Annotated in this window: 20 protein-coding genes; 9 read left to right on the plus strand and 11 right to left on the minus strand. The window is 71.2% G+C overall.

From position 1 onward, the window contains the following. Position 1: 1 nt before the first annotated feature. Together OHT51_RS04060 and OHT51_RS04065 are read right to left on the minus strand one after the other, a co-directional pair. Positions 2 to 2242, minus strand: coding sequence for an RICIN domain-containing protein (locus OHT51_RS04060; RefSeq protein WP_328877482.1), 2241 nt, complete (start codon positions 2240 to 2242; stop codon positions 2 to 4). Positions 2243 to 2588: 346 nt separating this feature from the next. Next, on the minus strand, positions 2589 to 3530 hold the full coding sequence (locus tag OHT51_RS04065) for a helix-turn-helix domain-containing protein (protein ID WP_328877483.1): 942 nt from the start codon (positions 3528 to 3530) through the stop codon (positions 2589 to 2591). A gap of 64 nt (positions 3531 to 3594) precedes the next feature. On the opposite strand from OHT51_RS04065, the gene OHT51_RS04070 reads away from it, so the two are divergent. Then, on the plus strand, positions 3595 to 4416 hold the full coding sequence (locus OHT51_RS04070) for a phytanoyl-CoA dioxygenase family protein (RefSeq protein WP_328877484.1): 822 nt from the start codon (positions 3595 to 3597) through the stop codon (positions 4414 to 4416). A gap of 27 nt (positions 4417 to 4443) precedes the next feature. Here the strand turns inward: OHT51_RS04070 and OHT51_RS04075 are convergent, their stop codons facing one another. The 3 genes from OHT51_RS04075 to OHT51_RS04085 all read right to left on the minus strand — a co-directional run bounded on the left by OHT51_RS04075 (position 4444) and on the right by OHT51_RS04085 (position 6548). Next, positions 4444 to 5412 carry an aldo/keto reductase gene (locus tag OHT51_RS04075; protein WP_328877485.1) on the minus strand — a complete coding sequence of 323 codons (969 nt, stop codon included), beginning with the start codon at positions 5410 to 5412 and terminating at the stop codon, positions 4444 to 4446. 112 nt (positions 5413 to 5524) lie between these two features. Beyond that, positions 5525 to 6058 carry a flavoprotein gene (locus OHT51_RS04080; RefSeq protein WP_328877486.1) on the minus strand — a complete coding sequence of 178 codons (534 nt, stop codon included), beginning with the start codon at positions 6056 to 6058 and terminating at the stop codon, positions 5525 to 5527. A 31-nt stretch (positions 6059 to 6089) separates the two neighbouring features. Continuing rightward, entirely contained in the window at positions 6090 to 6548 is a 459-nt protein-coding gene (locus OHT51_RS04085; RefSeq protein WP_328877487.1) for a nuclear transport factor 2 family protein, read from the minus strand. Positions 6549 to 6655: 107 nt separating this feature from the next. Here OHT51_RS04085 and OHT51_RS04090 point away from each other — a divergent pair, with 107 nt between their 5' ends. Continuing rightward, positions 6656 to 7210 (plus strand): TetR/AcrR family transcriptional regulator, encoded by a 555-nt coding sequence (locus OHT51_RS04090; RefSeq protein ID WP_328877488.1) that lies wholly within the window; start codon positions 6656 to 6658, stop codon positions 7208 to 7210. Between the two features lie 152 nt (positions 7211 to 7362). Here OHT51_RS04090 and OHT51_RS04095 read toward each other — a convergent pair whose 3' ends face one another. Next, a complete protein-coding gene (locus OHT51_RS04095) occupies positions 7363 to 7563 on the minus strand; it encodes a ferredoxin (protein ID WP_328884236.1) in 201 nt (66 codons plus the stop codon). Positions 7564 to 7614: 51 nt separating this feature from the next. Beyond that, complete coding sequence (locus OHT51_RS04100; protein WP_328877489.1) at positions 7615 to 8823, minus strand: cytochrome P450; 1209 nt, start codon at positions 8821 to 8823, stop codon at positions 7615 to 7617. 329 nt (positions 8824 to 9152) lie between these two features. Here OHT51_RS04100 and OHT51_RS04105 point away from each other — a divergent pair, with 329 nt between their 5' ends. Next, the gene (locus tag OHT51_RS04105) at positions 9153 to 9779 is read left to right on the plus strand and encodes a LysE family transporter (RefSeq protein ID WP_328877490.1); all 627 of its coding nucleotides are present in this window, start codon (positions 9153 to 9155) and stop codon (positions 9777 to 9779) included. Positions 9780 to 9861: 82 nt separating this feature from the next. Continuing rightward, the gene (locus OHT51_RS04110; RefSeq protein ID WP_328877491.1) at positions 9862 to 10311 is read left to right on the plus strand and encodes a nitroreductase family deazaflavin-dependent oxidoreductase; all 450 of its coding nucleotides are present in this window, start codon (positions 9862 to 9864) and stop codon (positions 10309 to 10311) included. Positions 10312 to 10419: 108 nt separating this feature from the next. Here the strand turns inward: OHT51_RS04110 and OHT51_RS04115 are convergent, their stop codons facing one another. Then, positions 10420 to 11394, minus strand: a complete 975-nt coding sequence (locus OHT51_RS04115; protein ID WP_328877492.1) for a cation diffusion facilitator family transporter — start codon at positions 11392 to 11394, stop codon at positions 10420 to 10422. Positions 11395 to 11514: 120 nt separating this feature from the next. Here OHT51_RS04115 and OHT51_RS04120 point away from each other — a divergent pair, with 120 nt between their 5' ends. Both OHT51_RS04120 and OHT51_RS04125 read left to right on the plus strand, forming a co-directional pair. Next, entirely contained in the window at positions 11515 to 12528 is a 1014-nt protein-coding gene (locus tag OHT51_RS04120) for a glutathione S-transferase family protein (protein ID WP_328877493.1), read from the plus strand. Between the two features lie 24 nt (positions 12529 to 12552). Then, positions 12553 to 12864, plus strand: a complete 312-nt coding sequence (locus OHT51_RS04125; protein ID WP_328877494.1) for a DUF4235 domain-containing protein — start codon at positions 12553 to 12555, stop codon at positions 12862 to 12864. A 120-nt stretch (positions 12865 to 12984) separates the two neighbouring features. Here the strand turns inward: OHT51_RS04125 and OHT51_RS04130 are convergent, their stop codons facing one another. The 3 genes from OHT51_RS04130 to OHT51_RS04140 form a co-directional block, all read right to left on the minus strand. After that, positions 12985 to 13377, minus strand: coding sequence for a VOC family protein (locus OHT51_RS04130; RefSeq protein WP_328877495.1), 393 nt, complete (start codon positions 13375 to 13377; stop codon positions 12985 to 12987). A 78-nt stretch (positions 13378 to 13455) separates the two neighbouring features. Further along, positions 13456 to 13920, minus strand: coding sequence for a pyridoxamine 5'-phosphate oxidase family protein (locus OHT51_RS04135; RefSeq protein WP_328877496.1), 465 nt, complete (start codon positions 13918 to 13920; stop codon positions 13456 to 13458). Positions 13921 to 13935: 15 nt separating this feature from the next. Continuing rightward, positions 13936 to 14694, minus strand: coding sequence for a TetR/AcrR family transcriptional regulator (locus OHT51_RS04140; RefSeq protein WP_328877497.1), 759 nt, complete (start codon positions 14692 to 14694; stop codon positions 13936 to 13938). 139 nt (positions 14695 to 14833) lie between these two features. On the opposite strand from OHT51_RS04140, the gene OHT51_RS04145 reads away from it, so the two are divergent. From OHT51_RS04145 to OHT51_RS04155, 3 genes are all read left to right on the plus strand, one after another. After that, entirely contained in the window at positions 14834 to 16339 is a 1506-nt protein-coding gene (locus OHT51_RS04145; protein WP_328877498.1) for an APC family permease, read from the plus strand. Positions 16340 to 16361: 22 nt separating this feature from the next. After that, positions 16362 to 18008 (plus strand): amidohydrolase, encoded by a 1647-nt coding sequence (locus tag OHT51_RS04150; protein ID WP_328877499.1) that lies wholly within the window; start codon positions 16362 to 16364, stop codon positions 18006 to 18008. Positions 18009 to 18187: 179 nt separating this feature from the next. Continuing rightward, positions 18188 to 19219, plus strand: coding sequence for a 7-epi-alpha-eudesmol synthase (locus OHT51_RS04155; protein WP_328877500.1), 1032 nt, complete (start codon positions 18188 to 18190; stop codon positions 19217 to 19219). Positions 19220 to 19283 lie beyond the last annotated feature (64 nt).

Genomic DNA, 19283 nt, shown 5'->3' on the forward strand with positions numbered 1-19283 from the left:
TTCAGCGGCGACCGCCACCGCCGTATCCATAGCCGCCGTAGCCGTCGTAGCCGCCATACCCTCCGCCGCCATATCCGCCGGACCCCCCGTACCCGCCGCCGGACCAGCCGTTCTGGCCGTCCGACGAGCAGGAGTACGGGTAGGAGTAGCAGGACGCGTCGGTCGGGGTCGGGCTCGTGGTCGTCGGCTGCGACGCCGTCGGCGTTGCGGACGGGGTCGGCTCGGGCGTCGGCGTCCTCGACGGCCGGGGGGTGGGGGTCGGGTCGGCCGTTTTCACCCTCTCCGCCTCCGAGTCCCAGTTGACCACCTCGAGTTGGAGTTCCGGCTTCGACGTGTCGACCACCCAGTGCTGGGCGTCGCTGTCGTCCTCGCGGGTCTTGAGGACCAGCGCGCCCGAACCGTCGGTGGCGGCGGGGCTCAGGGCGAGGTCCTGGTTGAAGCGCGGGACCAGGGTGCCCTGGAGTGTGAAGTCGTAGCGGACGTTCTTGGTCGCCGAGTCGGTGGCACCCGTGCAGGGGGCCAGCCGGACCGAGTAGCCGAGGTGGGAGTCGAGGCACAGATCGGGGTTCGCGCCGCTGCGCACCAATCCGTCGGTCTCGTACGACCACTGCTGACCGGCCGCCGCCGAGGAGCACTTGGTGAGTTCGGTCTCCGCGTTCTTGACGGCCTTCCCGCCGACGACGCCGACACAGAGCCCGGACCCGATGTTGTACAGCCGGCCTTGCAGCTCGCCCTTCGCGGCCTCGGCGGCGCCCGCCCAGGAGGGGTTGCTGGTGGCGGAGCCGGTGCCGGGGCCGGGAGTCTCGGTGGGGCGGTCGTTCGCGGCGGGAGCGGAACCGTCCCCGGAATCGTTCGTGGACCAGATGACGAGCGGGAGGACTACGAGGGCGCTGACGGTCGCGACGGCCGCGGTGAGGTTCCGGCGCCGGGCGGCACGACGGGCGGCCTTGAGGGCCACACGACCGGTGCAGGTGCGGGCGGCTCCGGAACCCGGGGCGGTGGCGGAGTCAGCTTTGCGAGCCGTCCTGCGGGCGGCCCTGCCGGTGGTCCGGGGGCCGGCCTCCGCAGGGGAGGACACCATGTCCGGGGCGGCAAAGGGCTCGCCCGCAGGGGCCAAGGGCTCGCCTGCCGCGGTGAAGGGCTCACCGTCAGGAGCGGCGGGCCGGCCCGGGAAGGCCGATGCCTCTGCGGCAGGGGCCGGCTCACCACCGCCGGCGAAGCTCTCTGCGGCAGGGGCACGGCGGCTTCGGCCCGCAGCGGCACGGGAATTCACCGGGGAGACGGGAGCACTTCCCGGGGCAACGGCAGAGGCATCTCCCGGTGGCGCGAAAGCAGCGGCGCCGTCCGCGAAGAACGACTCGCCGACGATCGGCGCCGCCGCGGCCGGCTCCGCCCCGGCCGGCTCCTCGGCCTGTCTTGCTCTCGACTCCAGATAGCCCCGCGCACCCCAGCCGAGCACCGCCTCCGCGAGTGCGGGGCCGAGTCCGTCGTTGAAGAAGCTGAGCTGGCCCGCCGCGTCGCTGCAGTGCCCGCAGCGGTCCAGGTGCCCGCGCAGGTCGGGGTCGACGTCGACGCCGCCGCGCCGGTACGTCACGTCCAGCATCCGCAGGTACTGCCGGCACTCGTGCTCGGGGGCGAGCTCACGGTGGACCTGGAGGCACTCCTCGCGCAACCGCTCGTTGGCGCGGCCCAGTTCGAGGCGGGCGGACTCCGCGTCCAGGCCGAGGAGTGCGGCCGGTACGGCGAGCGGTTCGGCCTCGACCTCGGTGTGCCACAGCAGACAGCGGGCCGACTGGGGAAGCCGCTGGAACGCGCCGGACAGCAGCCGGCGGTTCGCGGGCGGCAGCATCCGGGCGGCCACGCGCTCGGCGCCCTCCGCCTCGGACTGCAGCGCGGGGTGGAGCAACTCCCGCCTGCGGTCGGTGTCCCACTCGGCCGCTATACGGCGCACGGTGACGAGGAGTTGGGGGCGCCAAGCGGCCGTCGGGCCGGTTTGTCGCAGCGTTTCACCGAAAAGCCGGGTGAATGCCGCGGTGGTGAGCATTCCCGCGGACCGGGCGTCGGCGGTGCACAGCCGTGCGTAGGCGAATCCCGCTTCCCAGTGCCTGTCGAGGAGTTCACCGACGGGATGCAGCGCCGGCGTCACCCCCGTCCACTTCTTCAGCTCGGCGCTCAGTTGAGCATCCGTCACATCAAAGAGGCGGGCGTCGCTGGGGGAATTCGACAGGCCTGCGTCACGCACGGCGGCATTCCTCCGGAGGGCATGCGGCATTGAAGGTCCATACCATTGAGTATGCTCCGGACGCGGCTCTTGTGAAGCGCGGGCGCGGGGGGAGCGAGACACACCTTTGCACAGGTCAGGGACAGAGAACAACCGGTTCCGGTTTTTGCGCATTGCGTGCTCGGCGATCACTATTTGACGAGGGGTCAATAAGCACCCTCGGCATTGCGGCCTATCGGCAAGGCAATTGGAAACGGTATTCACTCAACGCCCTTTCGGGCCGCGCCCCGGGAACCATTGAGCAGGTGATCTCCGACTTTTTTGCCTGGTCATACGGACGCATCCGCCTTCACCGCTCCTTCACAAGTCATGCGCCAACCATTGGGCCACTGCCCCGGTAGGCGCCCGGCGGTCTCCCGTACCGGTCACGGAACACGCGGTTGAAGTGAAACGGGCTGGCGAACCCCGAGGCGGCCGCAACGCGTTCCACGGACAGGTCGGTGCTCTCCAGCAGCCGGGCGGCGTGCCGCAGCCGCGCCTCGCGCAACACGCGCATCGGGGACTGCCCGAGCTGCCGGGTGAAGAGGTGGGCGAACCGGGAGGGCGAGAGCGCGACGTGCTCGGCGAGCGAGCGGACGGTGTGCGGGGCGGCCGGGTCGGCGACGATCAGCGCCTGCGCGCGGCGCACCCGGGCGTCCACGCCGGGCCGGGGCGGCTGGGTCCGCGCGGTGCCCGTGCCGCCCGCGGCGAGCAGGACGACCTCCTCCAGGGAGCACAGGGCGAGCTCGCGAGCCGCGGTGCCGTGGGCCACGGCGACCGACTCCTCCCCCGGCTGCTCCCCCGGTGCCGTCACCGGCGGCGCCTCCGTACCCGTCCAGCGGGCGTCGTCGAGCATCCGGCGAAACGCCGCCTCGACACGGCCGTGCGCGGCGTCCGGCGTCGGCGCGACGACGTACATCCCCGCACCGGCGTCGTACGGGCGCAGCCAGGAGCGCCAGGAGGGGCGGGCCTGGCAGTGCACCCACCAGAAGGCCCAGTGCGGCGCGCCCGGGGCCACCCCGTAGCCGTGCGCGACGCCCGGCGCCAGCACCACCAGGTCCCCCGCCCCGGCACGCGCCTCGGTGCTCCCGTGCCGCAGGCGGCCCTGTCCGCCGGTCGTCCAGGTGAACAGCCAGCTGTCGGCTCCTCTCGGCCGGCTGATCCCGTACCCCGGCGGCTGGTCGAAGTGGCCGACCACCACCAGGCCCGGCGGCGGTGCGGGGTCGCCGGATGCAGCAGTCTCGGGCAATCCGTCAGCGCTCACAGTCATCCCCCTCGGGCAGGCGTCGGCCTAGCGTGGTCTGTGTGAGGACGACTGACCGAGGAGTGGACGCATGACAGCCACGGACATGGGCGCCCCCGACGCCCCCATCCTGCCCGAGGGCGGGCTCCGCCGGTTCCGCGAGGACGGCTTCACGGTCGTGCGCGGACTCTTCGGCCGCGACGAGATCGACCGGTTGTGCACCCGGTTCGCGGCGCTGCACGCGGCCGGTCCGGTGCCCGGGCACTTCGAGCCGCGTCCGTCCGACAGCGACCCGCTGCGGGCGTACCCGAGGGTGATGCACCCGCACGAGATCGACGAGCTGTCCCTGCGGGTACTGCTCGACGCCCGGCTGCGCGGTGTGCTGGAGGTGCTGCTCGGGGAGGAGGTGCTGGCGGCACAGAGCATGTTCTACTTCAAGCCGCCGGGTGCCCGGGGGCAGGCGCTGCACCAGGACAACTTCTATCTGCGGGTCGAGCCGGGCACCTGTGTGGCGGCGTGGATCGCCTGCGATGTGATCGACCGGGACAACGGCGGGCTCGAAGTCGTCCCCGGCACGCACGAGATGGATGTGTTCTGCCCGGAAACCGCGGACGCCGAGGTGTCCTTCGCCCGGGAGTACGTCCCGCCGCCGCCCGGTCTGGCGGCCGTGCCCGTCGACATGGAACCGGGGGACGTCCTGTTCTTCAACGGCAGCCTCGTGCACGGTTCACAGCCCAACGGCACGCGGGACCGGTTCCGCCGTTCGTTCATCGGCCACTACGTGGGGCGGTCGGCCGAGCGGATCGGCGAGCACTACCGGACTCTGTCGATGAGCGGAGCTCGTGTGCCGTTGGCCGAAAGTGAAGGGGCGGGTCCGTGCGGCACCGAGTTCGCGCCGCACGGACCCCACTAATCGGTGAACCATGCGCTCACCGAGTGGTCAGTGACCGATGACCGGATGCGGCGCATACGGCTGCTGGAGCTCCTCCAACTCCTTCTCGGTGAGCTCCAGTTCGACCGCGGCCACCGCGTCCTCCAGGTGCTGCGGCTTGGCGGCGCCGATGATCGGGGCCGTCACCGCGTCCTGGTGCAGCACCCAGGCGAGGGCGACCTGGGCGCGCGGAACGCCGCGTTCGTTCGCCACGCGGGTGACGGCCTCGACGACGACCCGGTCGCTGTCGACGTACAGCCGGCTGCCGAAGTTGTCGCTCGCGCTGCGGTCGGTGACCGTGCCCCAGTCCCGGGTGAGCCGGCCGCGCGCCAACGGGCTCCACGGCAGCACGCCGACGCCCTGGTCGGCACAGAGCGGCAGCATCTCGCGCTCCTCCTCGCGGTAGAGGAGGTTGTAGTAGTTCTGCATGGAGACGAACTTCGTCCAGCCGTGCCGCTCGGCCGTGTACTGCATCTTGGAGAACTGCCAGGCGTACATCGAACTCGCCCCGATGTAACGCACCTTGCCCGCCTTGACCAGGTCGTGCAGCGCCTCCATCGTCTCCTCGACCGGGGTGTGCGGATCGAAGCGGTGGATCTGGTAGAGGTCGACGTAGTCGGTGCCGAGGCGGGCGAGGCTGTGGTCGATCTCGGTCATGATGGCCTTGCGGGAGAGCCCGGCGCCGTTCGCCCCGGGCCGCATCCGGCCGTTGACCTTCGTGGCCAGCACGATCTCGTCCCGGCGGGCGAAGTCGCGCAGCGCCTTGCCGACGATCTCCTCGCTGGTGCCGTCGGAGTAGACGTTCGCGGTGTCGAAGAAGTTGATACCGGCGTCGAGCGCCTGCCGGATCAACGGCCGTGACGCCTCCTCGTCGAGGGTCCACTCGTGCGCACCGCGGTCGGGGAGCCCGTAGGTCATGCAGCCCAGACAGATCCGCGACACGTCCAGGCCCGTCGAACCGAGCTTCACGTACTGCATCGTTGCTGCTCCTGCCTTCGGGATGGGGTATCAGGGGGAGCGTACGTGGTCGAGTGCGGGCGACGCCGGTTCCGTCCGGGGCGTCCCGCGGGTTCTCGTCACCGGCCCGCGGCTAGCCGCGATCGAGCAGATCGAGCGCCCGCTCCCACCCGAACTCCGGCCGCCCGCCCTCCTCTCCCGCCTCGCCGGAGTACGGTTCCCCGAAGCGCACGCCCATCCCTCGCAGCCGTATCAGGCTGTCCCCGTAGGCGGGGTGGGCGGTGAGCGCGTCGGCGACGCAGGGGAGCACGGCGACGGGGACGCCGAGGCCGGACGCCTCGCACAGGGTGCCCAGGGCGAGGGTGTCGGCGATGCCGGCGGCCCACTTGTTGATCGTGTTGAAGGTGGCCGGGGCGACGACGACGGCGTCCGGCGGGGGGAAGGGACGCGGGTCGGCGGGCGTGCGCCAGGCCGAGCGGATCGGGCGGCCGGTCTGGGCCTCGACGGCGGCCGTGTCGAAGAAGCCGTTCATGGCGACCGGGGTCGCGATGACGCCGACCTCCCAGCCCCGCTCCTGCGCGGCGGTGATCAGCTTGCTGACGTCCGCGGCGATCCCGGCGGCGCAGACGACGACGTAGAGGAAGGGTTTCTGGGCCTGTTGGGTCACCCGGGAACCCTACTCAACCTCCTCAACGGGCCTACTGCAGCGGGAAGGTGAGCCCGCGCTCGTTCTCCGGCCGGGGGCCGAAGATGCGGCGGTCCTTCTCCTCGATCGACACGTCGTTGATGCTCGCCTCGCGCCGGGTCATCAGCCCGTGCTCGTCGAACTCCCACAACTCGTTGCCGTACGACCGCCACCACCGGCCGTCGGCGTCCCGGCACTCGTACTGGAAGCGGACCGCGATGCGGTCGCCGTCGAAGGCCCACAGGTCCTTGCGCAGCGCGTACTCCTGCTCGCGGGCCCACTTGGCGGTGAGGAGCTCGACGATCTCGGCGCGGCCGGTGACGAAGCTGTCGCGGTTGCGCCAGACGGAGTCCTCCGAGTAGGCGAGCGCCACCTTGTGCGGGTCGCGGGTGTTCCAGGCGTCCTCGGCGGCCTGCACCTTCTGTGCGGCGCTCTCGCGGGTGAACGGCGGCAGGGGCGGTCGGTCGGTCATGTCGTCCTCCGAGGTCGAAACGGCGGCAGAGACCGGGAGAACGTACGTTCTCCCGGTTGGCTGCTACCGTAGGAGAACGCACGTTCTCAGTCAAGGAGAGGTCGTACATGGACAGCGCAACCGCCCGGGTGCAGGCACTGGACGCCGCGGAGAAGCTGTTCTACGGCCGCGGCATCCAGTCCGTCGGCATGGACGACATCCGGGGCGCGTCCGGGGTCTCGCTGAAGCGCCTGTACCAGCTCTTTCCGGCGAAGGAGCAGTTGGTCGAGGCATACCTGGAGCGACGGGACGTGCGCTGGCGCGGGCAGCTCGCCGCCTACGTGGAGGAGCGGCAGGCGAACCCCGAGCAGCGGCTCCTGGCCGTCTTCGACTGGCTGGAGGAGTGGTTCGGCGAGGCGGACTTCCGCGGGTGCGCCTGGATCAACTCGTACGGCGAGCTGGGCACCCGGTCGGAGCGGGTGGCGGAGCAGGTCCGGGCACACAAGCAGGCGTTCCGGGACTACCTCGGCTCCCTGGTGACGGCAGCGGGACTGCCCGACGCCCTGGCGGGGCAGCTGTACCTGCTGGCCGAGGGCGCCATGGTCACGGCAGGCATCACGGGCACTACGCGACCGGCGACCGAGGCCCGGGAGGCAGCGCGGGCGCTGCTGGCAGCGCGCTAGACGACAGGCCCGGGCCCGGCTCGACCGGCGGCGCCAGGTCGGCGAGGCGCCCGCGCCGGCGCCCGACGTCCGCCGGGTCGGCCCCGCAGCCCTGCCGCCGGGGGCGGCGACGGAGCTGCGGGCCAACCGGGCCGTACTGGCTGCGTCAGGCGTCAACTCCCCGTTTCCGACACGGTGATGGCGCTTACCGGGCAGGCCCGGGCGGCCTCCCGCACCATGGGGTCGCCGCCGCCGTCCTCGCGGCCGGGGATCAGGGCGCTGAAGCCGTCGTCGTCCTGGGTGAAGACGGACGGGGCGACCAGGGCGCACTGGCCGGCGCCGACGCAGAGGTCGTGATCGATGTCGATGTGCATGTCGTCTGTTTCGCGCGTTTCGCGCGTTTCGTTGTGCATGACCGGAGCCTCTTACCAGGTCACGGGGAGTTCCAGCATCCCCTGGATCGTGTCGCCGGGTTTGAAGGGGATTTCCTCCGCGGGGACGGCAAGCCGCAGGGTCGGCAAGCGGTCGAGGAGGGTGCGCAGGGCGATCTCCATCTCGGCGCGGGCCAGGTTCTGGCCAAGGCACTGGTGGATGCCGAAGCCGAAGGCGACGTGGTGGCGGGCCGGACGATGCCAGTCCAGGGTGTCGGGGTCGGGGTAGACGGCCTCGTCGCGGTTGATGACCGAGGTCGAGAAGAGCACGCCGTCGCCCGCCCGGATCGTCTCGCCGTCCGTCTCGATGTCCTCGACGGCGACCCGCAGCAGCCCGTCGGCGATCGACAGCATCCGCATGAGCTCCTCGACCGCGGCGGGCAGCAGTCCCGGGTCGGCGCGCAACTCGGCCAGGCGGTCGGGGTGTTGGAGGAGGGTGAAGGTACCCAGGGAGATCATGTTGGCGGTCGTCTCGTGGCCCGCGACCAGCAGGATGATCGCCATGGCGATGAGCTCCTCGCGGTCCAGATCGCCGTCGCGCAGCTGCTGGTGGACGAGTTCGCCCAGGACGCCGTCGGCCGCCTCCCCCTGCTTCTGCTTGCGGTCGATGAGCTCCTCGAAGTAGGCCTCCATGCGGCCGCGTGCGCCCATCGAGTCGGCGGCCGTCGGCCCGCGCAGCAGCCTGCGGGACTGGCCCTCGAAGAACTCGTGGTCCGCGTAGGGGACGCCGAGCAGGGCGCAGATCACCATGGACGGCACCGGCAGGGCGAACGCGCTCACCAGTTCGGCGGGCGGCCCCTGGGCGATCATCGCGTCGATCCGCTCGTCCACGATTTCCTGGATCCGCGGGCGCAGTTCGGCGGCGCGCTTGAGGGTGAAGCTGGGGATCATCATCCGCCGCTGGACGCGGTGCTCGGGGTCGTCGACGCCCAGCAGCGCGGTCCTGCGGCGGCGGACCTCCGCGAACCGGGCGTTGGTCGCCGGGAATTCGGGCCGGTTGGGATCGGTGGACAGGCGCCGGTCGGCCAGCAGGGTGCGGGCGAGCGTGTGGCCGGTGACCAGCCAGACGAGCCGGCCGTCGTAGAGCTTCACGCGGGCCAGCGGGCGCGCGTCGCGCAGGGGGTCGTAGGCGGTGGGCGGGTGATACGGACAGGTGCGGCTCTGGGGGAAGGCGACGGTGTGGGATTCCGTCATGTCCGTCATGGAAGACCTCACAGACGAAGAGTGCGTCGTGCCGATCTTCATTAGATGCCCGGGGCATCCAATGGACGACGTCAAGTTCGGCCAGATCAGCCGCACCGGCAATCTGGCCGGGGATGGTCGCACGGAGTGGGGGAAGATCGCACAGAACTTCGATCTCGGGCCCGCCCGGCCGGAGCTACCGGAGAAATTCGCTTGTCGGCGATCGGCCGCCACCCGCAGAATCCGGCCATGCCTAAGACCATCGCCTTCCTGCCGCTGACCGACACCCTTCGCCCGGTGCCGTTCCAGCAGCAGCCCGGCCGACCGTGGAGGCCGACGCTTCCCACGTCGTGACCGCCGCGCTCGTCGCGGGACTGCTCGCGGGCTATGGCATCGCCATCCCCGTCGGCGCGGTCGCGACCTACCTCGTCTCCCTCACCGCCCGCACGTCCCTGCGGACCGGCATCTGCGCCGCGCTGGGCGTGGCGACCGCCGACGGGCTGTACGCCCTCGTCGCCACCCTCGGCGGCTCCGCACTGGCCGCCGCTCTGCGTCCGGTGCTGGTGCCGCTGCGCTGGGCCTCCGCCCTGGTGCTGGCTGCCCTCGCGGTACGGGGCGCGGTGACCGCCGTACGCCAGTACCGCGACCACCGGCTCGCCACCGCCCGCGCCACGCCTCCTCCCCCGAGCCCGGCGCGCGCCTACCTGGCGCTGCTCGGCATCACGATGCTCAACCCGACCACCGTGATCTACTTCGCGGCCCTCGTCCTCGGCACCCGTGCGACGGGCCCCGTGCAGCCCCTGGACCAGAGCGTTTTCGTCCTGGCCGCGTTCGCCGCGTCGGCGAGCTGGCAGCTGCTGCTCGCCGGGGGCGGGGCGCTGCTGGGGCGGATGCTGACGGGGCTGCGCGGGCGGCTGGTGACGGCGCTGGTGTCGAGCGGCGTGATCCTGGCGTTGGGCGTGCGCATGCTGGTGTAGTCGCCGCAGGATGAATCTTGCACGCAACGGTGTTGCAGCACGACGTCAGTCAGTACCAGGACACGACGATGGGACCGATGCCATGCCTCTTGACGGCGAGTACGAGCCCAGCCCCACCAAATGGGTCCGCGATCAGGTGGAGTTGTACGAGAACTCCGGCGGCACCGAGGGCACGACCCTGATGAACACGGGGCTGCCCGTCATCCTTCTCACGACCCGGGGCGCCAAAAGCGGAAAGATCCGCAAGACGCCGCTCATGCGCGTCGAGCACGACGGCCGGTATGCCGCGGTGGCCTCGCTGGGCGGGGCGCCCAAGCACCCGGTCTGGTACCACAACGTCAAGGGCGACCCCCATGTGGAGCTCCAGGACGGCCCGGTGAAGCGGGACATGAAGGCCCGCGAAATCACCGGTGCGGAGAAGGACGAGTGGTGGGAGCGGGCCGTGGAGGCGTACCCGCCGTACGCCGAGTACCAGCAGAAGACGGACCGGGTGATCCCGGTCTTCGTCCTGGAGCCGCTCGACCAGGACTGATCAGGCCCCGGGAAGGCCGGACCGGGTCTCCCGCAGGGACTGATCAGGGCTCCGGAATCTTTTTCTCCCGGGGAACGCATGAACCCCCGTTCGCCGGGCACACGTGCGTCAGGCCCCGCCGCGCTCCCCCGTCGCGGCGGGGCTTCCTTGTGCCTCGCGCGCGGAGCGTTCGGTCACGTCGAGGAAGATCTGGTCCGCCTCGGCGACGGTCCGGGCGATGGACCGCTTGATGCGGACGGCGACCTCCTCCACCTGCTCGCTGTCGATCCCGGGCACCAGATCGACCCGGGCCGCCACCAGGGCCGTTTCCAGTCCTGTCTTCATCGTGAGCAGGGCTTCCACGCTGTCGATCTCGGGCTGTGCCTCCAGCAGCGCCCGGATCCGGCCGGCGGCCTCCGGGTCGGCGGCCTCCCCGATCAGCTGGTCGCGGGCGTCGCGGCCCAGGCGGTAGGCGACGAAGACGAGCAGTGCGCCGATCGCGAGCGACGCGGACGCCTCCCACACGACCTGTCCGGTGACCATGTGCAACGCCATGCCGGCGAAGGCGAGAGTCACGCCGATCACCGCCGTGCCGTCCTCGGCCACGACCGTGCGCAGGGCAGGATCACGCAGGCCGCCCGCGGCGCCGCCCTGCCGGCGTACCTGATACAGCGCCCGCAGCAGCGACAGGCCCTCGGCGACGAAGGCGACACCGAGCACGACCATGCCCGCCACATACCCGGTGAACGTCTCCTCGCCGCCGCCACCACGCAGTGCCTCGACGCCCTGGAAGAAGGAGAAGCACCCACCCATCACGAAGATGCCGACGGCAGCGAGCAGCGACCAGAAGAAGCGCTCCTTGCCGTAGCCGAAGGGATGGCGGGCGTCGGCGGGCCGGCGGCTGCGGCGCAACGCGGCCAGCAGGAAGACCTCGTTCAGGCTGTCCGCCACGGAGTGCGCCGCTTCCGACAGCAGCGCGGGCGACTGGGTCAGGAGTCCGCCGACCGCCTTGGCGACGGCGATGACGAGATTGGCCGCGAGGGCCACCAGAACGGTGACGCGGGTCCTGTGGTCGGTCTTCGGTTCTGTGGAGGTGCTGCTCATTTGTCACTGACTGCCCCGGTCGATGGGGCTCACACCGTGCCGTCTGCGGATTTCGGGGGACTCGGTGAGATCGGGGAACCCGGCATACGGCAGACGCGTACGGCAGAGAGGAGCCAGGTCATGAGCGGCGGGGGCAACACCGCCTACGGGAGGAAGAGGTTCCAGCGGTCCAGGGCCCACTTCACGGACCGGATCACCGCGGACGGGCGGGACGGCTGGCCGGTGGAGCCGGGGCGCTACCGTCTGGTGGTCAGCCGTGCCTGCCCGTGGGCGAGCCGGTCACTGGTGTCCCGGCGGCTGCTCGGCCTGGAGGACGCCCTGTCCCTGGCCGTCGCCGACCCCGTCCAGGACGACCGCAGCTGGCGCTTCACGCTGGACCCCGACGACCGTGACCCGGTGCTCGGCATCCGTTATCTCAGTGAGGCCTACGACAAGCGGGAGACCGACTACCCGGGCGGCGTCAGCGTGCCCGCCGTCGTGGACGTGCCCAGCGGCCGGCTCGTCACCAACGACTATCAACGGATCACCATCGACCTCGCCACCGAGTGGACTGCCCTGCACCGCGAGGGGGCACCCGATCTCTATCCGCAGGGGCTGCGGGACGAGATCGACGCCGTGATGGCGGACGTCTACGACGACGTCAACAACGGGGTGTACCGGGCGGGCTTCGCCACCGGGCAGCAGGAGTACGAGCACGCGTACGCGCGTCTGTTCCGGCGGCTGGAGCTGCTGGCCGAGCGACTGGCCGGGCAGCGCTATCTGGTCGGCGACACCATCACCGAGGCGGACATCCGGCTGTTCACCACTCTGGTCCGTTTCGACGCCGCCTATCACGGCCACTTCAAGTGCAACCGCTGGAAGTTGACGGAGAACCAGGTGCTGTGGGCGTACGTCCGCGACCTCTACCAGACGCCGGGGTTCGGTGACACGGTCGACTTCGACCACATCAAACGGCACTACTACGAAGTCCACAGCGGCATCAACCCGACCGGAATCGTGCCCGTGGGGCCGGACCTGTCGGGCTGGCTGACACCGCATCACCGACAGGAGCTGGGCGGCAGGCCGTTCGGCGACGGGACACCGCCCGGGCCGGTTCCCGAGGACGAGCGGGTACCGGCGCACGGGCGGCCCTGACCAATGAAGGAGGCGCAGACGCGCATGGCGAAGAACAACAAGCAGAAGAAGATGAAGCTCCCCCTCGCCTACAAACCCCTCGGATTCGCCCTCGGCTGGGCGAGCGGAGCACTGGCCGGGCTCGCCTTCCGCAAGACCTGGATGGCCATCCGGCACGAGGAGGACGCACCCGACGCCCTGGACCGGGACCGCGGCTGGGGAGAGATCCTGCTCGCGGCAGCGGTCCAGGGCGCCCTGTTCGCGGCGGCGCGCAGCCTGGCGGACCGCACGGGCGCGAAGGCGATCGAGCGCTCTACGGGCGTGTGGCCGGTCAGCGACAAGGGCGGCCGGGACTGACGGCCGGGACTGACGGTCCCGCCGGCACCGATTAAGGACTGGGCGGCACCGAGGGAGGACTGGGCCCCGCTGCGGTGCCGGCGGAGGGAGTCAGCCCTCCTTCAGTGCCGGCCGAGGGAGTCAGCCCTGCTTCGGTGCCGTCGGGGCCACCGTGCGCAGCATGAAGGAGTGGCCGGCGGGGTCGGCGTAGCCGCGTTCCTCGTAGAGGCCGGCCGCGTCCTTCGCCTCCACGGGACGGCCGCCGAGCCCGACGATTTTGCGCTCCGCCTCGTCCAGGTCCTCCACCACGAAGTCCAGGTGGGCCTGGAGGGAGTTCTCGGGGCGCGGCCAGCTCGGCGGGGTGGCGTTCATGTCGCGACGGAACGCCAGCCGGGTCCCGTCGGCGCCCCTGATCTCGACGCGGTTGGCGGTCGCGTCCGTCATCTCGCCTTCCAGCAGATCCCGGTAGAACTCGGCGAGCTTCTCGGGCTCGGCACAATCGAGCACCACGAAACCCGCTTTCACCAGTGGCATGACTCCTCCGAAGGGTCCGGGGCACGGGACGTCCTGCCCCGCCGCCTGCACCCCAACGGGTGTCCCGGCCAGGCGGTTTCAGTCCGCCACCAGCCACTCGCCGTCCCGCATCAGTTCCCGCCCGTCCAGCTCGTCGGCCTCACGCCAGGCCTGCACCCGGGTCGGCCGGACGCGGAAGTACAGGTAGGGCGTGCTGAGTCGGCGCGGGTCGAAGCCGGTCCTGGTCGCGAAGAGGTCGCCCTCCTCCTCGGACAGCTCGGCCGGGGCGATCGTCTCGACCGTCCCCTCGACCATGACGACGTCGCGGGTCGGCCCGATGCCGAGGCGTGTTCTGCCGGTCGCTTTCAGATTCCGGCCGGTCGGGCTCTTGGCCGGCGTGGCGAGCAGCAGGGTCGAGCCGTCCCACCGGAAGGACAGGGGGACGAGGTACGGCAGTCCCCCGGCGGCGTCGGCGGTGGCTACCCACACGTCCTCGTCGTGCTCCAGTCGGTGCAGGGTGTCCTGCTTGCGTTGCTTGGCGGGGCGGGCGGGTGGCCGGGTCATCGGCGAACGGTCTCCTCACGGAACGGCGTTGACGTGCGGGTCCAGTGTGGCCGTCGGACGTCCCGCCCGGGCGTGGATTTCCGTCAGTCGGGCCGCGGCGGCGATGAGCAGCAGGTCCAGGGCCGCCGGATAGGAGCTGTTCGGCATGTCGGCCACGAGATGGCGGGCGGTGGCGGAGATGTGCGGATGGGATTCGGCAGGCAGCCGCGCGTACGTCGCCCGCCAGACGGCCAGCTCCGCCTCGCGTGCGGCCTTCGGCATCGCCACGCTCGCCGAGTCGAGGGCGCCGTACGCGAGGGCCTGGTCGACGAAGGCGTGGTAGATCCGTACCGCCTCCGCGTCGGGGAAGCCCGCGTCGCGCAGCACGCCGAGGATCGTCTCGACGGCCTGGATCTCGTACGCCCGCCCGGTCACCCGGTACGAGCTGAGCACCGCCGCCCGGGGGTGGGCGAGGGCACCCGCGTGCATGCGCAGGCCGAGATCCCGCAGGTCGGCGCGCCAGTCGCCGGTCGGGCGCCAGGTGCGCAGGGTACGGCCGATGAGTTCGTCGGCGATGGCGAGCATCAGGTCGTCGGTGTGCCGGAAGTACCGGTACAGCGAGCTGGGGTCGGCGCCGAGCGCACGGCCGAGGCGGCGTACCGAGAGGGCGTCGGTGCCGTGCTCCTCGATCAGCCTGAGGGCCGTCTCCACGATCAGCTCCTCGGACAGGACGACGCCCTGCTTGGTGGGGCGCCTTCGCTGCCGGGCGGTGGGCGGGACGACGCGGTCGGTCATGGGCGCCTCCGTGGGCCGGTGAAGCCGGGGTCGATGGGCGAGACCTTACGACAACACCGTTGACCTGTTAACCCCCCGGACAGTTTCATGTCCGCTCGTCGGGGCCGCCCAGGCCCCCCGGTGCGAGCGGAGACCGGCCATGTCCGACAACCCCTACAGCGTCGACCCTCCCGCGCGGCCCGAGCTGCGCAAGTCCCTCGGCGTCCTGGACGGCGTCGCCATCGCCGCGTCCAGCACGGCCGCGACCACCAGCATCGGCATCGGGCTCGGCGTCACGGCCGGCGTGGTCGGGCTGCATCTGCCGGCGATCATGCTGCTGGCGTTCCTGCCGGTCCTGGGCATCGCGGGCGCCTTCTCCCGGCTCAACAAGGTCGAGCCGAACGCGGGCAACGGCTATGTGTGGGTGGGCCGTTCGCTCACGCCCTGGCTGGGCTTCATGGTCGGCTGGGTGAACCTCGTTGCCGTGCTGGCGTTCCTCGCGTACACCACCGCGGTCACCGGTTCGGCCCTGCTCCAGCTGGCCGGGGACGCGGGGCTGCACCGGGTGGGCGGCCTCGCGCTGGACCCGGGTTCGACCGCGCAGACGACGGCGGTCGGCATCCTGGTCCTGGTGGCGGTCACGCTGACCGCCGTGACCGGCATCCGCAGCGCCGCACGCCTCCAGGCCGGGCTGCTGGTCTTCGAGTACGTGGTCCTGCTGGGCTTTTGCGGATACGGCATCGTCACCGGCCCGCACGACTTCAGCCTGAGCTGGTTCGACCCGTTCGCGATCCCCTCCGCGACGGCACTCGCGCAGGGGCTGCTGCTGTCGGTGTTCTGCTACTGGGGCTTCGAGTCGGCGTTCAGCGTCAACGAGGAGGTCCGCGATCCGCGCGACGCGTCCCGGGCCGGGATCATCACCCTGTTCACCATGCTGGGTATGTTCCTGCTGGGCTCGATCGCCTTCCAACGCGTCCTTTCCGAGGAGGAGTTGGTGGGCCACGGCGCCGAGGGCCTGGCCTTCTTCGGCGACCGGCTGGCGTCCCAGCCGTGGGCGGCGCTGCCGCTGATCGCCCTGATGTTCTCGGCGGTCGCCTCCCTGCAGGCCGGGGTGATTCCCACGGCCCGGGCGATGTTCGCGATGAGCCGGGACCGTACGCTCGGGCCGGTGTGGTCCAAGGTCAGCCCGCGGTACGGCACGCCGGCCGCCGGGACGGTGCTCATCGGCGCGCTCGCGGCGGTGGTCGCGGGACTGGCGCTGGTCATCCCCCGGCTCGCCGACATGATCATGGCGACGGTGAGCGCCGTGGGCATCGTGGTCGCCCTGTCCTACGCCCTCACGGCCATCGCCGCGGCCGTGCGCTTCCGCTCCCTGCTGCGCGAGGACTGGCGCGAGGGCATACGGGCGGTCGTGCTCCCCTCGCTCAGCGCCGCGGCCCTGCTCGGCCTCGGCGGCTACCTCGGCTGGTCGTTCTACACCTCCGCCGACCACTTCGAAGTCAGCGCGGACAACGGCTGGTTCCTGCTTGCCACTCCCCTGGCGATGATCGCGTCCGGTTTCGTGGCCGCCGCCTGGGCGAAGTGGGTGCGCAAGTCGCCGTACTTCCGCACCGGCAAGGGCACCGACGCCGACGCGCCCCAGCTCATCGCCACCTCCTCCCGATAACCCCCTACCAGGAAGCTGGACCATGCACGCAGATCTCCTCTTCACCGGCGGCCCCGTCCTCACGCCCGAGGGCCGCACCGCGACCGCTGTGGCCGTCACCGGCGACCGCATCACTGCTGTAGGGCGCGAGGAGGTGCACGATCTCGCCGGGCCGCGGACCGAGGTGGTGGACCTCGCCGGCCGGCTGCTGCTCCCCGGGTTCCAGGACGCGCACGTGCATCCGGTGCCGGCGGGGCTGGAGCTGACCCAGTGCGACCTGACCGGGGCGAAAACGGCGGACGAGACCCTCGCCGCGGTGCGCGCGTATGCGGACACGCATCCCGAGCGGGAGTGGATCACCGGCGGCGGCTGGTCGATGGAGGCGTTCGAAGGTGGTACGCCGACGAAGGAGCTGCTGGATGCGGTGGCGCCCGACCGGCCGGTCTATCTGCCCAACCGTGACCATCACGGCGCCTGGGTCAACAGCCGCGCCCTCGCGCTCGCGGGCATCACTCGCGACACGCCCGACCCTGCCGACGGACGGATCGACCGGGACGGCTCCGGCGAGCCGAGCGGCACGCTCCAGGAGGGTGCGATGCAGCTGGTGGGGCGGCTCACACCGCCCGCCACACCGGCCGACCGGGTGGCGGCGCTCCTGCACGCCCAGCGGCATCTGCACGCGCTCGGCATCACGGCCTGGCAGGACGCGCTGGTCGGGGACTTCCTCGGCATGGACGACCCGTCACAGGCGTATCTGACGGCCGCGCGGGACGGCTCGCTCACCGCCCGGGTCGTCGGGGCGCTGTGGTGGGACCGCGAGCGTGGCTCCGAGCAGATCCCCGAACTGGTCGAGAAGCGGGCGGCGTTGAGCCATGGCCGCTTCCGCGCGGGGAGCATCAAGCTGATGCTGGACGGCGTCGCCGAGACCGGGACGGCGGCGCTGCTTGAGCCCTACCTCGACAAGTGCGGCTGCTCGACTGCCAATCGGGGCACCAGCTTCATCGACGCGGGGCAGCTGCCCAAGTACGTCACCGAGTTGGACGTGCTGGGCTTCCAGTGCCACTTCCACGCCCTGGGCGACCGGGCCGTACGCGACGCGCTGGACGCGATCGAGGCGGCGCGGGCTGCGAACGGGCCGAGCGACACGCGGCCCCACCTGGCTCATCTCCAGGTCGTCCAGCCGACCGACGTGCCGCGCTTCGCCCGGCTCGGGGCCACGGCGAACATCCAGCCGCTGTGGGCCGCGCACGAACCGCAGATGGACGAGCTGACGATTCCGTTCCTCGGGGCCGAACGCGCCGCGTGGCAGTACCCGTTCGGCGCTCTGCTGCGCTCCGGCGCCAGGCTCGCGGCAGGCAGCGACTGGCCGGTGAGCAGCCCCGATCCGCTCCAGGGGATCCATGTCGCCGTCAACCGCGTGGCGCCGGAGGTGACACCGGGCCACGGCGACACGCCGGTGTTCCTGCCCGGCGAACGCATCGGACTCGCCGAGGCGTTGACCGCTTACACGGCGGGCTCGGCGTATGTGAACCACCTGGACGACACGGGCGAGGTACGCGCCGGTGCGCTCGCGGATCTCGTGGTCCTGGACCGCGATCCGTTCGACGGGGCGGCTGAGGCGACCGCGCATACGCGGGTCGCGATGACGTTTGTGGGGGGCGCGCGAGTATACGCAGCTCATGAGGCGTGAGCAGTAACGGACATCACGGCCGGGTCACGCGTAGATCATTTACGATCTGGGCAGCCTCGTAGCGTTTATCGGTTCAACTTTCGCATTACGAAGCCTAGTTCGAGTGCGCGGGCGGTCGAGGTGACCGCCCGTTCGCAGGGGCGGGGGGACTCTGCGGTCCGTCTCCCGAAAGGAAGCACATGCCTCAGGACGTCAGGTTCGACCTCCCCTTCGACACCCCGGTCAGCGAACATCTGGAGTACGCCCGGGCACGCCACCTGCGCTGGATCTGGGACATGGGCCTGGTGCGCAGCCACGCCGGGTTCGAGGAGTACAGGTCGTGGGACCTGCCGCTTGCCGCCGCCCGCACCTACCCGCACGCCTCGGCGGACGACATGGTCGTCCTGATGAACTGGTTCTCCCTCGCCTTCCTCTTCGACGACCAGTTCGACGCGAACCAGCCGGACCGCGCCGAGCGCATAGCCGAGGTCGCGCGCGAGCTGATCGTCACGCCGCTGCGCCCCGCAGGCACCCGGCCCCGTGTGGTCTGCCCGATCACCCTGGCCTGGGCCGAGGTCTGGAGCCGCCTTTCGGATGGCATGCCCCTGACATGGCAGACGCGATTCGCCGCCTCCTGGGGCCGGTTCCTCGTGGCGCACTGCGAGGAGGTCGACCTGGCGGCCCGCGGCCTGGAGGGGACGCTGGGACTCGACGAGTACGCGATCTTCCGGCGCCGTACGGTCGGCATCCACCACAGCATCGACGCGGGCGAGCGCAGCCGCCGGTTCGTGGTGCCGGCACAGGTGATGGCGCATCCGCTGATGGAACGGATGCGGGATCTCGCCGCGGACACCATCGGCTTCATGAACGACATCCACTCCTTCGAACGCGAGAAGCGCAGGGGCGACGGCCACAACCTGATAGCCGTGCTGCACCGGGAGCGGCGCTGCTCGTGGGAGGAGGCGGCCGACGAGGCGTACCGGATGACGGTCGCGTGCCTCGACGAGTACCTCGAGCTGGAGGCGAGCGTCCCGCAGATGTGCGACGAACTCGACTTGGACGCCAAGGCGCGCGACGAGGTGCGGATGGGCGTGGAGGCCATCCAGCACTGGATCAACGGCAATTACGAGTGGGCATTGGTCTCGGGCCGCTACAACGCGGCGAAGGACGGGCCCGCCGTCGCCGCGGAGCGGTCGGGGCGGGGGTCGGTGGACGACCTCCTCGCCGTATAGGCAAGCCGGGCGTGGAGAACGACGGAGCCGTCCGGCCGGGGCAAACCGGTCGGACGGCTCGCTC

The organism is Streptomyces sp. NBC_00299 (genome assembly GCF_036173045.1).
GTDB lineage: Bacteria > Actinomycetota > Actinomycetes > Streptomycetales > Streptomycetaceae > Streptomyces > Streptomyces machairae.

Bases quoted from the DNA above. Each gene is read 5' to 3' on its own strand.
- OHT51_RS04100 (WP_328877489.1), bottom strand. From the start codon at position 8,823: ATGACGGACATGACGGAATCCCACACCGTCGCCTTCCCCCAGAGCCGC.
- OHT51_RS04085 (WP_328877487.1), bottom strand. From the start codon at position 6,548: ATGACCGACCGACCGCCCCTGCCGCCGTTCACCCGCGAGAGCGCCGCA.
- OHT51_RS04115 (WP_328877492.1), bottom strand. From the start codon at position 11,394: ATGAGCAGCACCTCCACAGAACCGAAGACCGACCACAGGACCCGCGTC.
- OHT51_RS04075 (WP_328877485.1), bottom strand. From the start codon at position 5,412: ATGCAGTACGTGAAGCTCGGTTCGACGGGCCTGGACGTGTCGCGGATC.
- OHT51_RS04140 (WP_328877497.1), bottom strand. From the start codon at position 14,694: ATGACCGACCGCGTCGTCCCGCCCACCGCCCGGCAGCGAAGGCGCCCC.
- OHT51_RS04135 (WP_328877496.1), bottom strand. From the start codon at position 13,920: ATGACCCGGCCACCCGCCCGCCCCGCCAAGCAACGCAAGCAGGACACC.
- OHT51_RS04120 (WP_328877493.1), top strand. From the start codon at position 11,515: ATGAGCGGCGGGGGCAACACCGCCTACGGGAGGAAGAGGTTCCAGCGG.
- OHT51_RS04145 (WP_328877498.1), top strand. From the start codon at position 14,834: ATGTCCGACAACCCCTACAGCGTCGACCCTCCCGCGCGGCCCGAGCTG.
- OHT51_RS04070 (WP_328877484.1), top strand. From the start codon at position 3,595: ATGACAGCCACGGACATGGGCGCCCCCGACGCCCCCATCCTGCCCGAG.
- OHT51_RS04095 (WP_328884236.1), bottom strand. From the start codon at position 7,563: ATGCACATCGACATCGATCACGACCTCTGCGTCGGCGCCGGCCAGTGC.
- OHT51_RS04090 (WP_328877488.1), top strand. From the start codon at position 6,656: ATGGACAGCGCAACCGCCCGGGTGCAGGCACTGGACGCCGCGGAGAAG.
- OHT51_RS04150 (WP_328877499.1), top strand. From the start codon at position 16,362: ATGCACGCAGATCTCCTCTTCACCGGCGGCCCCGTCCTCACGCCCGAG.
- OHT51_RS04110 (WP_328877491.1), top strand. From the start codon at position 9,862: ATGCCTCTTGACGGCGAGTACGAGCCCAGCCCCACCAAATGGGTCCGC.
- OHT51_RS04125 (WP_328877494.1), top strand. From the start codon at position 12,553: ATGGCGAAGAACAACAAGCAGAAGAAGATGAAGCTCCCCCTCGCCTAC.
- OHT51_RS04155 (WP_328877500.1), top strand. From the start codon at position 18,188: ATGCCTCAGGACGTCAGGTTCGACCTCCCCTTCGACACCCCGGTCAGC.
- OHT51_RS04130 (WP_328877495.1), bottom strand. From the start codon at position 13,377: ATGCCACTGGTGAAAGCGGGTTTCGTGGTGCTCGATTGTGCCGAGCCC.
- OHT51_RS04065 (WP_328877483.1), bottom strand. From the start codon at position 3,530: ATGACTGTGAGCGCTGACGGATTGCCCGAGACTGCTGCATCCGGCGAC.